Source organism: Methanobacterium alkalithermotolerans, from assembly GCF_018141185.1.
Taxonomy (GTDB): Archaea; Methanobacteriota; Methanobacteria; order Methanobacteriales; family Methanobacteriaceae; genus Methanobacterium_F; species Methanobacterium_F alkalithermotolerans.
Window position 1 is genome coordinate 935,741 of record NZ_CP058560.1, and the last position, 12,495, is coordinate 948,235.

General features: G+C 36.4%; 15 protein-coding genes. 6 read left to right on the plus strand and 9 right to left on the minus strand.

The features are described 5' to 3' along the window. Positions 1–62 precede the first annotated feature (62 nt). The 4 genes from HYG87_RS04520 to HYG87_RS04535 form a co-directional block, all read right to left on the minus strand. Positions 63–1,370 (minus strand): TldD/PmbA family protein, encoded by a 1,308-nt coding sequence (locus tag HYG87_RS04520; RefSeq protein WP_211534029.1) that lies wholly within the window; start codon positions 1,368–1,370, stop codon positions 63–65. Continuing rightward, complete coding sequence (locus tag HYG87_RS04525) at positions 1,367–2,035, minus strand: phosphoglycolate phosphatase (RefSeq protein WP_211534030.1); 669 nt, start codon at positions 2,033–2,035, stop codon at positions 1,367–1,369. The genes HYG87_RS04520 and HYG87_RS04525 overlap by 4 nt, the downstream gene beginning before the upstream one ends. A 33-nt stretch (positions 2,036–2,068) precedes the next feature. Next, a complete protein-coding gene (gene hypD, locus HYG87_RS04530) occupies positions 2,069–3,115 on the minus strand; it encodes a hydrogenase formation protein HypD (protein ID WP_211534031.1) in 1,047 nt (348 codons plus the stop codon). Positions 3,116–3,277: 162 nt separating this feature from the next. Further along, positions 3,278–3,718, minus strand: coding sequence for an HIT family protein (locus HYG87_RS04535; RefSeq protein WP_211534032.1), 441 nt, complete (start codon positions 3,716–3,718; stop codon positions 3,278–3,280). A gap of 290 nt (positions 3,719–4,008) precedes the next feature. On the opposite strand from HYG87_RS04535, the gene HYG87_RS04540 reads away from it, so the two are divergent. Together HYG87_RS04540 and HYG87_RS04545 are read left to right on the plus strand one after the other, a co-directional pair. Beyond that, positions 4,009–4,149 (plus strand): hypothetical protein, encoded by a 141-nt coding sequence (locus HYG87_RS04540; RefSeq protein WP_211534033.1) that lies wholly within the window; start codon positions 4,009–4,011, stop codon positions 4,147–4,149. A gap of 349 nt (positions 4,150–4,498) precedes the next feature. Continuing rightward, a complete protein-coding gene (locus HYG87_RS04545; protein WP_211534034.1) occupies positions 4,499–5,242 on the plus strand; it encodes a class I SAM-dependent methyltransferase in 744 nt (247 codons plus the stop codon). Between the two features lie 116 nt (positions 5,243–5,358). Here HYG87_RS04545 and HYG87_RS04550 read toward each other — a convergent pair whose 3' ends face one another. From HYG87_RS04550 to HYG87_RS04565, 4 genes are all read right to left on the minus strand, one after another. Further along, positions 5,359–5,730 (minus strand): type II toxin-antitoxin system VapC family toxin, encoded by a 372-nt coding sequence (locus HYG87_RS04550; protein ID WP_211534035.1) that lies wholly within the window; start codon positions 5,728–5,730, stop codon positions 5,359–5,361. After that, positions 5,727–5,909, minus strand: coding sequence for an AbrB/MazE/SpoVT family DNA-binding domain-containing protein (locus HYG87_RS04555; RefSeq protein WP_211534036.1), 183 nt, complete (start codon positions 5,907–5,909; stop codon positions 5,727–5,729). The genes HYG87_RS04550 and HYG87_RS04555 overlap by 4 nt, the downstream gene beginning before the upstream one ends. Positions 5,910–6,082: 173 nt before the next feature. Then, on the minus strand, positions 6,083–6,847 hold the full coding sequence (locus HYG87_RS04560) for an ABC transporter permease (protein ID WP_211534037.1): 765 nt from the start codon (positions 6,845–6,847) through the stop codon (positions 6,083–6,085). A gap of 61 nt (positions 6,848–6,908) precedes the next feature. After that, entirely contained in the window at positions 6,909–7,853 is a 945-nt protein-coding gene (locus tag HYG87_RS04565; RefSeq protein WP_211534038.1) for an ATP-binding cassette domain-containing protein, read from the minus strand. Between the two features lie 168 nt (positions 7,854–8,021). On the opposite strand from HYG87_RS04565, the gene HYG87_RS04570 reads away from it, so the two are divergent. From HYG87_RS04570 to HYG87_RS04580, 3 genes are all read left to right on the plus strand, one after another. Beyond that, the gene (locus HYG87_RS04570; RefSeq protein WP_211534039.1) at positions 8,022–9,389 is read left to right on the plus strand and encodes an MBL fold metallo-hydrolase; all 1,368 of its coding nucleotides are present in this window, start codon (positions 8,022–8,024) and stop codon (positions 9,387–9,389) included. Positions 9,390–9,491: 102 nt separating this feature from the next. Beyond that, positions 9,492–9,962 (plus strand): pyridoxamine 5'-phosphate oxidase family protein, encoded by a 471-nt coding sequence (locus HYG87_RS04575; RefSeq protein WP_211534040.1) that lies wholly within the window; start codon positions 9,492–9,494, stop codon positions 9,960–9,962. Positions 9,963–10,018: 56 nt separating this feature from the next. Then, entirely contained in the window at positions 10,019–10,501 is a 483-nt protein-coding gene (locus HYG87_RS04580; RefSeq protein WP_211534041.1) for a TspO/MBR family protein, read from the plus strand. A 319-nt stretch (positions 10,502–10,820) separates the two neighbouring features. On the opposite strand, the gene HYG87_RS04585 is transcribed toward HYG87_RS04580, so the two are convergent. Continuing rightward, the gene (locus HYG87_RS04585; protein ID WP_211534042.1) at positions 10,821–11,501 is read right to left on the minus strand and encodes a DNA alkylation repair protein; all 681 of its coding nucleotides are present in this window, start codon (positions 11,499–11,501) and stop codon (positions 10,821–10,823) included. A gap of 307 nt (positions 11,502–11,808) precedes the next feature. On the opposite strand from HYG87_RS04585, the gene HYG87_RS04590 reads away from it, so the two are divergent. Next, positions 11,809–12,447 carry a hypothetical protein gene (locus tag HYG87_RS04590; protein WP_211534043.1) on the plus strand — a complete coding sequence of 213 codons (639 nt, stop codon included), beginning with the start codon at positions 11,809–11,811 and terminating at the stop codon, positions 12,445–12,447. Positions 12,448–12,495 lie beyond the last annotated feature (48 nt).

A 12,495-nucleotide genomic window follows, 5' to 3' on the forward strand; every position in this document is an offset into this window, starting at 1 on the left:
CGATCAGGGATTAATAATGTTACTTAAAAGACAGTAAAAAATTTGTGATATATTAAAATTTATTAGTCACCCACCACTCGCAGTTCCTGGATTAAGATTTTTGGTAAAATAAATGGTCCGAATTGTTTTATTTTAGATTCCAGGGCATTCATTTTTTTCAAAGAATCAAAAATATTTCCAGATAACATTGATTTTTTAACTGGATGGATAATCTCTCCATTCTTAATTACAAATGCATTGTTAGCTTCCACTGAAAAATCACCAGAAATAGGGTTAGCAGTATGGGCCCCCAGAACATCACTCACCATTAGGGCATCATCTAACTGAGAAATATTAATATCCTCTTTAAAATCCATTATGATGTTAGTGGGGCCTACTGAAGGATTTTCATTAAAAGATGACCGTATACCATTACCGGTACTTTTTGATTGGCCCTTGTGGGCATTATATAAGTCGTAAATAAATCCCTGGAGTATTCCCTCTTCAATTAGTGGTGTTTTTGCAGTGGCGGTACCTTCTCCATCAAAGGAAGAAGAATTCATACCACCTCTAAGAGTGCCGTCATCATAAATATTTAATGTGGAAGAAGCTATTTTATGGTTCAATTTATCTGCTAATATTGATCTGCCCCGGAGAACATTATCCGCATTTATTGCATTCAGGAAGGTACCTAAAAGACCAGATGCTGCGTGATAATCTAGTATAACTTCCATATCCCGGGTTTTAACTTCAACACCACCAACAGAATCTTTAGCAATCTTACAAGCGTTTTTAGCTATTTCTTCTGGTTTTATATCGAAAAATCGCGAGGATTCAGATTCATAAGCTGTTGATTTTTCACCATTTTTTTCAGCATTTACCGCCACATATCCTGCAAATCCAGTGGATGATTCCATGCCCTCCACTTCATTACTATTCATGATTAAAATCTGGGATTTGCCTGAAGAAAATCCTCCGGAAGTCGGCTGGCAATTTTCTTCTTTTACTGTGTCAATCATGGTCCGAGCAAATAATAGAGGTTCCTGGATTTCCATGTTATCAAAATCAGGATCATGAATATCTTTTACCTTTTTGTAATTTGAAGGATAAGCTAAAGAGAAGTTTTCATCCTTTTGGTTGGCTTTAGAGTTAAATACTGCTCTTTTAACTGCATTTTTTATCTCATCCATGTTGGAAGTATAAGAAAAGCCCATTTTTCCATCTATAATGACCCTTATACCCATACCCAGATTAGATTCTTCTTTTGCAAAGTCCAGGTTGTCTTTTTGAAATTCGATTTGCATTATCTGCTCTTTTTCCAGATATATCTCCGCTTGATCTGTATATCTTTGAGCTTCTTTTAGAGCTTTTTGAGCCATCTCTTCCATCATAATATAAACCTCTCTATAGCCTCTTTTACCCCATCACCATATTTTTTAGTGGTGATATAATCAGCCATTTTTTTTAACTCATTATCTCCATTGGCCACAGCCACTTTAAGTCCGGCCACCTTTAAAAAATCAATATCATTTTCACTATCTCCCACCGCCATGATATCCCTGGTTTTAATACCGAGTTCACCGGTAATTAGCTCCAGAGAAGATCCCTTATTCACCTGGGGGTCAGTAAGGTGCAGGGCAAACTGGGTGTCATATACCTCAATATCAAAGTCTTTAAGAGTATTTTTAACCTGATTAACCGGTACAGTACGACGTAATGCAATCTCAGAGACTCTTAAATCTGAAAATCCAACCTTTTCCACGTCTTCTTTAGATTTAAGATAATCAAAGGCTAATTTTGATTTTTCATAATCACCCAGTACCTTTACTTCATCCCGGGATATAACCACCCCTCCATTTTCAGCCACTAATCCTCCGGAGGCCCCTAATAAAACAGAAGTAGCCATGGTAAAGCATAAAATATTCCCTGTTACAATTATAACCGGTATACCCTGTTTTTCAACTTTTTGTATGGCTTCTGCTGCACTTAAACAAAGTTTCCGAGTAGGATCGGTTATAGTACCATCTATATCCAGTGCCACTGCTTTAATATTCATCTTCATCCCCGTAACAGGGTTTAATATTTTTAATCATAATGAGCTGTAGCGGTAGGCAATATGGCAGGTGCCCTCTTTAGAGACCATGCAGGCCCCAATAGGATTTAAAGGATTGCATTCTTTTTTAAATAAGGTACATTCTTCGGGGCGAGCAACCCCCCGTAATATAGGCCCACATATACATCCAGTAGGTGCCTCTTTAACCTCTTTTACCTGAATATCGTATTTTTTCCGGGCATCAAAGTCTGAAAATTCTTTTCTGACCTCATATACGGATTCTGGTATTTGGGGAAAGCCCCTCCATTCCCTGCTGGTTATTTCAAATACATCTTCCAGTGCCTGTTGAGCTTTTATATTGCCCTCATCCTTTACTGCTCGTTTGTATTCATTTTGAACTTCTGCTTTACCCTCTTTAATCTGACGCAGTATCATATATACTGCCATTAATATATCAAGTGGATTAAATCCAGCGATAACCTGTGGTATTCCATATTTTTCAGAAAAAGGAACATAAGGATGAGTTCCAATTATGGTGGAAACATGCCCTGGTTCAATTAAGGCATTTAGATTAACTTCTCCGGATTCTATTAAAAATTCCAGGGCCGGAGGAATCAGCCGGTGGCAGGATAGTATAGAGAAATTCTCAGGAGGTCCTGCCAGTAATTCAGAAGCAGTGGTAGGAGCGGTGGTTTCAAATCCAGCCGCCATAAATACCACATCATTATCTGTTTTTTGTGCTATCTCAACGGCATTGTTAACCCCATAGACAATTCTAACATCAGCTCCATCTTCCCTGGCCTGTTGCAGTGAGCTATCTGATCCTGGAACCCGTAGCATGTCCCCAAAGGTGGTGATGGTCACTCCTTTTTCAGCCAGCTGCAAGCATTCATCTATTTCCCGGGCAGGTACACAGCAAACCGGGCAACCAGGCCCAGCTACCACCTGTACTTCTTTTGGAAGCAGAGTACGTAATCCGTGCTGCATAATGGTGTGTTCATGTGATCCGCATACATGCATAATCTTTACTGGTCTTGAAATCTCCTGAATACGTCCAATAATTTCTTTGGAAAGGTTTTTCATGTTGTCACCTGTTATTAATAGCATAATTAAGTTATAATTGTTTAAAATAATGAATTCAATTATAGCAGAATCTGGAATTCATATGATACTGATTATATCCCATCATATTATATTAAATAATATGAAATGAATCTGCCCCTGGAAAAATAGTTAGGCTTAAAATCAAATATTCAGGTTTTCCCTGATTTTGCTTATTATTTTATTCCTTAAGCTATAAGGTAGGATTAATGTTTCTCCACATATTTGAATGGTGCTTTTACCAAAGCAAGGGTCTGAAAATGATTTTTTCTCAAATTCAAGTTTCTGCTGGTAGCGAGGTATTACATGCCACTCCAGATGAAGTAGTTTATTCTCTTCAATTTCACTTAAAAAACAGCCCCAATTAAATAAAGTGGCTTTGAAAGCTTTTTTTATGCTTTTTTCCAGTTGATAAACAATTTTTATAAATTCCTGCCATTCAGCAGGCTTTAAAGAAGAAAGATGACCTGATTCCCTTTTTAAGGACACTATGCAAGTTCCCAGGTTTTTCTGGTCAGGATCTAAGAAAATATACCAGTATCGGGTCTGGGTTATCAGGTCCCTAGGATGGGGTTCTGTTTCCATGGAATAATATAGAAAGAAGGGATATGATAAAGATACTGATGACAGACCAAGTAATTGCAATGGAAATATTTTTTTGTAAATTAAAGGATTTATTTCACATAATATAGCTAAAAAATAGTTAATTTCATAATATGAAATTAAATATAACTAATAGGATTAATGGTGTTTGAGTTAATGATATTTAAGACTCCATTAGGATCTTCTATGAAGTCCCGGGTCCCCATGTTATGGGAATAGGTTCCCTGATGATTTTGGCACCTTTAGCTTTTTAGTTCTTTATGGTGGTTTCTATGTCTTCAACGTCTATTCCCACCGAAAAAAGGCCAGTTTCATCTACTGGATTTTTAATAAGTTCTATTATAGTTTCTCCTTCACCTTTTAGTAGTGTAATTGTCCCTGCTGCTCCAATATTGTATTGGCTATCATTTTGAATCCCATAACTTCTGTGTAGAGTTTAATTGAATCTCATATCCTTAACTATCATAGTAGTTTATTTAATTTTCATATCATCACCATGCCATCTTAACACTCTTAATTACATTTTATTCAAATTTTTGATTTTTTTTGTGTTTTTCCTTTTCATATCTTCGTTATAGAATTGTTAAACGAAGTTCATAATTATATCTAAATTGTGAAACCTGATGAAATTAGAATAATTATATGAAACTATTTATTATTCCCTTAAAGTAGATTAACATTAATCATCATTTTAATTTTAACATAACTTCATTAATGGGTTATTATAAATGTTATCATAATTGAGGTAAATGGAGTTAAGTCTTGTCTGGCAATAAAATATGGTTTTTAGGTAGGGGTTTTGAGGAATACTTGTTAATGTTCAATTTAAATTTAAATAACCTGAAAAACTGTCGCATATTGGATTGTAATGCTGGTGCCAGTTCTTTTACCACGCACATGCATAAGAGGGGCTATGATGTCACTGCCGCTGATATGCTATATGGCCCTAATCCCGAGGATATAGAAAAAATAACTTCCCATGATTTTAAAACTTTGATGGATGCCCATAAGGGTCTGGAAGATAAGGTTGAGTGGGGTTTTTTTAAAGACCTGGCGGAAATGATGGCTTACCGTGAAAAATGTTATAAAGAGTTTTACCAGGACTATAAAAATTCATTTAATCATCGCTATGTCCCGGAAAAACTTCCTGATTTAAATTTCCCAGATAAAAGTTTTCATCTAGTTTTATCTTCCCATTTACTATTTTTATATGATGATAGGCTCGATTATGAGTTTCACCTGGATTCTATTAGAGAAATGCTCCGGGTTAGTAGGGATGAAGTCCGTATATACCCCATTATAAGTATCAATGGTAAAGGAAAGCATTCAACCTATTTAAAACAAATCATAGAAGACCTGAGTCCTGACTATTACCTGGATATTCAACCGGTAAAATATCAGTTCCGTAGAGGTGCCAATGAAATGCTATGTATTAAAAAAATAAATAGGAATAGAGATAGCTGTGGCCTGGTAACCTATGATGCCATAAAAGTAGAAGGCAAATAAGTTACAAAATAAATGAAAAGCCCATTATTAGTAGAAAGTGGTGTTTTTTAATTGATCAGTATATATGTATAGATTAAAAGTAGGTTATTTCTTTAAGTTTTAAAAAAATATTATTTTCATTTATTGTTTTCCATAAACTGCCGGGTACTTTCCACCAGGATTATATCGGAATATTCTTTTTCAAGATTACTGATTAACATTACATCCTGTGATGAAGCAGTAGCAAGTCCAGCCAGATCCATAGGATTTTTTTGTGAAGATGCTAATTTAATAGCTTCTTTTACTTCTTTTTTCCCAAATGGAACTACTTCTATATTCATTTCTGACAGGAATACATCCACCATGGTGGGAGTGTTGCCATTATTCAACTGCCAGGAGAGGTATTCCAGGTAAGATAACGCAGATAAATAACATTCTTCTTCACCTTGAAGTAGATACTGGCAGAAATCTTTATCAAATAAGGCAGATTCATCAATAACTATTTTCATGGATCCATCTCCCCATTGGCTGATTCCAACATTCGTTTAGTAAGAGCAGTTATAGTCATAAGTTCCCAGTTTCCTTCCTGATTTTTAACAAAAACTATCCTATCTCCCGATTTAATATTAAGATCCTCCCTTACTTCCCGGGGGATAGTCACCTGAAATTTTTTTGTAACACTTACCATTATTTCACCTTGCACATTATTGTAATGTAATACCTATAAAGTCTATGTAGGAAATTAATTTAAAGTACTCCATCATAATCAGTTTTTGAAGAGGTTTCATGTGCAGTGTAATTTTTATTGAGTTGTAATCTAAACTATTTTTTAAATACTGATGGTATTTTTCTTAAATAACATCACATTAAGCTCTGTTCTTTCTTACTAAAGAGTAGTGAAGATACTAAAACCATCATTACTGCAAAAGCAGAAATCACAATTATACTAACACCCAGGGGTAAAGCCGATTCACCTAGAATGGCATATCTTAAAGCGTCTACCCCATAGGTTAAGGGGTTTAAGTAAACACCAGTCTGGAGCCAGGAGGGTAAGCCCGTAATGGGAAATAATGCTCCACTTAAAAGGAACATGGGCAATACAATAAAACTCATTATAAGATTGAAACCCTCCATACTATCAGTAAAAGCTGCGATAACCAGTCCCAATCCCCCCAATCCTACTGACATAACTAAAGCAATCCCCATGCACAGTATGAATACCACCGGAGTCATAGGAACTCCCACAATAAAGGATAATATGAGCAATATAGTGGCTTGAATTACTGCTGCTGTGCTTATACCCAGGGCCTTGCCCATTACAAGTGATGGTCGTGAAATAGGAGCTACCAGAATTTCTTTTAAAAATCCATACTGCCTATCCATAATTACGGAAAGTCCAGAAAAAATGGAGGTGAATAGAATGGTTTGTCCAATAATTCCCGGATAAATGAAGGCCTCATAGCCTCCCGGCATATTCCCAAAGCGCACTGCTGCTCCCAGCCCTGTTCCAAATATTAAAAGCCATAGCATAGGAGTTACCACTGAGGTTACAATCCGGGAGCGGTATCTGAAAAATCTCTTGGTTTCCCTCAACCATATGGTGTAAATTCCTTCCAGTTCTGCCATTATAGATCAACTCCTTTAAAAAAAGGATTTCTACCTATTTTATAAGAGAATTTGATTAACATTATTGGCCCTCACTACTAATCTTAGATCCTGTGAATTTTATAAAAACATCCTCCAGGCTGGGATGTTCCAGTTCCACCGATTTTATAGGGAATCCTTCTCTACTGGCAAACTCCACCACTTCAGGTATTAAATTTTCCCCCATCTCCACCAGCAATTTAACCTCCCCATCCAGTAAAAATGCTTCCTTTATGAATTTTAGGGACCGAACCTTAATTATAAATTCTTCGGGAGAATCAACATTGAGGGTGAGGGTATCTGCTTTTAATTCTCTTTTCAAATTTTTAGGAGAATCCGCGGTAATGATCCTCCCCTGATTAATTATAGCCACTTCATCACAGAGCTTATCAGCCTCTTCCATATAATGTGTGGTTAAAAGTACAGTGAGATCCTGGGCCTGGTTTAGTTCTTTGATATATTCCCAGATGCTTTCTCTAGTTTGAGGGTCCAGACCCAGAGTGGGTTCATCTAAAAATAAAACCCGGGGGTGGTGAATTAAGCCTCTTCCAATTTCCAATCTCCTTTTCATTCCACCAGAATATGTTTTTACATATTCATCTGCCTTTTTGCCCAGGGCAATCAAATCCAGTACTTCCTCAATTCTATCCTGACGCACATTCCCCGGCACTCCATACAAAGAAGCATGCATTTCCAGATGCTCCCTACCAGTTAAAATATCATCCAGGGCCCGGGACTGAAAAACTATTCCTATGGATTCTCGAACCTCTTTGGCCTGTTTTTGGATATCATAACCATTCACACTACCGGTACCTCCAGTTGGTTTAAGTATGGTGCATAGCATAGATATAAGGGTTGTTTTTCCCGCTCCATTCGGCCCTAGAACACCATATACACTGTTTTTAGGAACCTTGAGATTTATAGAATCCACTGCAGTGAATCCATCATATTTTTTGGTTATGTTTTTGGTTTCAATTATAAATTCCATGGAATAAACCCCAAAAATTAAGTCTTTGCTTCTTAATGTTTCCTGAATTTAATTTATTAATAGATAATGTTAGTTTAAAGAAAAACTTTCCTATAACTATTTGGATTGAAGTATTTAATAAATTATATTTAATTTCAATCCCATATATTATCCTACAGGAGGGGCATCATGATTTTAGAGATGGTTAAATCTGAGGGAATATCCCATAATTCATATGTTATAGGATCTAAGGGGGAGTTAGCAGTTATTGACCCTAGAAGAGATGTAGATATCTATCTGGAATTATCCCGAAAATATGATTCTGCAATTCGCTATATTTTTGAGACCCATCGTAATGAAGATTATACTGTTGGTTCCCTGGAGCTGGCATCCCGGGTAGATGCAGAAATACTACATGGACCGCATATGGATTTTAAGTATGGTAACGCAGTTATAGACGGGGATAGCTTTGACTTAGGTTCTCTGGAACTGGAAGTTATGGAAACCCCCGGACACACCATGGAAAGCATAACCCTGGTGGTGCGGGATAAGGATATCTCAAATGATGTTTATCTAGTTTTTACCGGAGATGTGATTTTTGCTGGAGAAGTGGGTAGGGTGGATTTTTTTGGTGAGTCCAAAACTCCATCTATGGCAGAATTATTATATAATAGTATCCACCAGAAGATACTGCCCCTGGGAGATAATGTGCTTATCTACCCGGCCCATGGAGCGGGTTCTGTTTGTGGAGCAGATATAAGAGAACAGGAATTTACCACCATTGGTTATGAGAAAAAAACTAATCCGCTGCTCCAGCTAAAAAAAGAAGAATTTATCCAACATAAAGTGGAGGAGAAATTATACACCCCTCCCTATTTTAGTAAAATGGAGGAAAATAACCAGAAAGGAGCACCCCTTTTAGGTTGTTTGCCTGAATCTAATCCTTTAAATCCAGAAGAATTAGTTGATTTAATGAAAAATGAAGTCCAGGTGGTGGATATTAGAAAACCCACCAGTTTTGGAGGGGGCCATATCCCCAGGACATTGAATATTTGGAAAGAGGGTTTCCCGGCATATTCTGGATATTTTTTAAATTATGAAGATCCGATAGTAATCATAGATGATAATGAAGGCCATATACCAGAAGTAGTCCGCTATCTAGTTCGTCTGGGTTATGATAATATTTATGGACATCTCTCTGGAGGTTTCCCTTCATGGTATATGGCTGCCCAAATGGTAGGGCAGCTGGATATGTGGTCAGTGCATCATTTAAAGGATGTGATGGAAAAAGAAGAAGACATATTCTTACTGGATGTACGAAAAGTTAATGACTATGAAAAGTTCCGTATTGCGGGTTCTCATCATATATGGGTGGGAGATCTTCCCCATAAAATAAATGAAGTGCCCCGAAATAAAAAAGTGGTGGTTTATTGTGATTCTGGATATAAATCCACCACGGCCTGCAGTATACTGAAAAATGATGGTTATGATGATGTGAGTAGTGTTCTGGGTAGTATGGGGGCCTGGTTGAATGCCTCTTACCCGGTGATTAAATAGGGCTTGTATTGCCGGGTTATTTCAGATTTTACATAAAAAAAATAGAAAGATTAATTTTTGAAAAGAAGGATATAATTCATATCTGTTAAAAAGGTGGTAATGGTGAGTCTGTATAAAATACCCTTAATGGAAAAAGAAGAGTACGATGAAGTTATTAAATCCAATTTTATGAGTAGAATTGCATTTAATGGAGAATACCCGTATATAGCCCCTTTTTTATATGTTTTTGATGAAAAGTATATTTATTTTTTATCCACCAAGTATGGTAAAAAAATTCAGCGCTTGCAGGATAATCCGAAAGTGGCAGTAGAAATAGAGGAATATACTCCAGATTTATCAGAATATAAGTTTGTTTCACTTAGGGGACGTATTGAAGAAGAAACTGACCCTCATAAAAAAAAAGAAATACGTTCCAAGTTTGCAGAGCTAATTAAAGATAGAGAGCTTTCTAAAAAAATTATGGCTGCCCTGGGACATGACCCGGATGACCCTCTAGCCTGCCTGGTGGAAATGGAATGCTCCTTTGTGTGGAAACTTGTAGATGTAAAAGAAATTATCGCCTTAAAAAATTAGAATTACCGGTTTTTGTAGTCGCTCCATGTTATTAGAGTCATTTTAGGAGGATGAAAATGAATAACCGTAGTCGGGATCTATCCTTAGTGACCTTTTTTGTAATTGGATGTTTGCTTGTAGGAGGTATAAGTGGATTTTTTACAACAGGTGCGGTGGATACCTGGTATCCCTCCCTGGTTAAACCTGATTGGAATCCTCCTAGTTGGCTTTTTGGTCCGGTGTGGACCATTTTATATGCCCTTATGGGTGTGGCGGCATTCCTCATTTACAGGGAAGGGTTTGAAAAAAAAGAGGTTAAGATTGCCCTGGGAATATTTTCAGTACAGTTGGGCTTGAACTTTTTATGGTCCATCCTGTTTTTTAACTATAAAAATCTATTTGCCAGTTTTGTGGAGATAGTTGTATTATGGGTAGCTATATTAGCAACCATCATCAGTTTTTATCGTATATCCCGCCCTGCTGCACTGATTATGATCCCTTATTTACTGTGGGTGAGTTTTGCCACCATACTTAATTACACCATTCTGGTATTAAATTAATTTAATACCCTATTTTTTAATTTATGCAAATGGAAGTAATTTAAACCAAACAAAATGAAATAACTAATAATTAATAATTGATAAAAAAAGAATTATTAAGGGTTTGCTTGTAAGAGGATAGATCAAATGTAGCTATTTCTTGGGGGGATATGGCTAGCATCTATCAATATCCTCTTACAAAACTTGGTACCCTTAACTATAATCTTATGTTCACCTGCATATATCCTTAAAAAAAATTTTGGTGAGAAAGCGCACAAAAATATATTATGTAAGTTTCTGCCTTTTTATATTAAAGCCTTGAAAAGATCCCGGGCTTTTTTCACTTGTTTTGCAGCCTATTCTGTATTTTTTCACTTTCCAATTCTTTTAAGGCATCTTTAGCAATCCATTGGGCGCTTTTTGAATCCATTTCTTTCATTTTTCTTCCAAATTCAATTGCCTGTTTATTTAATTCCAAATTTCTTTTTCCAATCTGTCTTAAAGCCCAATTAATTGCTTTTTTTACAAAATTCCTTCCATCAGTTGATTCTTTAAGGATTAAAGGAAAAAAATCCAGAAATACATTATCTGATGCTTTTTTATCATGAACAGCTAATGTGGCAATCAGCACAAAAGCTGCTCTTTTAACGAATTCTTCCTCCTGATTGCTCCATTCTCTAATTTTTTGGTAAGCAAAGGGTGTTTTTCGGAATAAATTCATACAGCACTGATCACAGATATCCCACGTGTCAAAATCATGAGCCCATCTATCCATTTGTCTAGAGGTAACCATTTCTGGAACTTCGATTATGCTGGCTATAATCCTGGTTTCTCTATATCCTGCATCCCATAATTTTTGGGCCAGTAAATGGTCTTTACCCGCCTGTTTTGCAATTTTTCGCAGTTCAGGTATCCTTACTGCAAAGGTTTTTTCAGGATTTATACCAAAACGGGCCATGCCCTCTACTTCCTCAGGATTAGAGAGATCCTGTAAATTTTTAATAATTTCTTCAAAATCCATTTAAAAATCTCCCATTAGATCAAATACTTTTGAACTACCTTTTTATGTTAATAAAAATTAGTTTGTTATAAAAATAAGTAAGTTTCTCCTGAGATTACTTATTTATTTTAGGAGGAAATAGTATTAATTATTATAATAGGAGTTATATATTAATACCAGGTTTAGGAACCAGTGACCTCCATTCAGTTCCCCAATAATAATTCAATCTCTTTATGATATGGATAAACATGAAATATTCTCATTTAATAACACTAGAAATTCTCACTTGTTTAGGTTCCTTCACAAAGAAATAAAAAGAGGTGAAAAAATGCGAAAACCAGCAGCAATATTTTTAATGGCAATATTACTAACCTTAAGCCTAGCCGGAGCAGTATCTGCCCAGGAAGTTGACGTATTTGTAGAAGATATGGAAACTGGTGAACTGGTAGATGAAGCCTGCGTCGGCAGCGAAGTACTAGTAAATGTATGGGCATTTAATGATGGTAATGAAACATTAGAAGACCCAGCAGTTTTAGTTTATGTTGAACCTGAAATGGCCCTTCTTTTAAATCCAGATGAAGCAGTAGCCGATTTTAACGGGAATGTATTCATTAACGACCCATTTGATCCATTCTTCTACTGGGACGACGACTTTAATTCATGGGTATTCTGGATTGGATGGTATGATTATTTCATGGACCCTGATGACTATGCAGGGCTTTTTGTGCCAGCTACTGTAACTCAAACCGGTGAAATAACCGTATACGCTGAATTCTACGAATGGCCGGAGCAATTTGAATTCCCTATTTTACTTGCAGAAGACAGCTACACATTTTATGGTATAGAATGCCCAGTTGAACCATCAGCAGCAACCGTACCCATGCAAAAAACCGGGACACCACTAGCCGTAGCCGCACTAGGAATACTATCCCTCATCGGAGGAGTAGCCTACAGCAAACTCAGATAAAAAAACTACTCATTTTCTTTTTTTTATTTTAATATAATCTGTAATTAT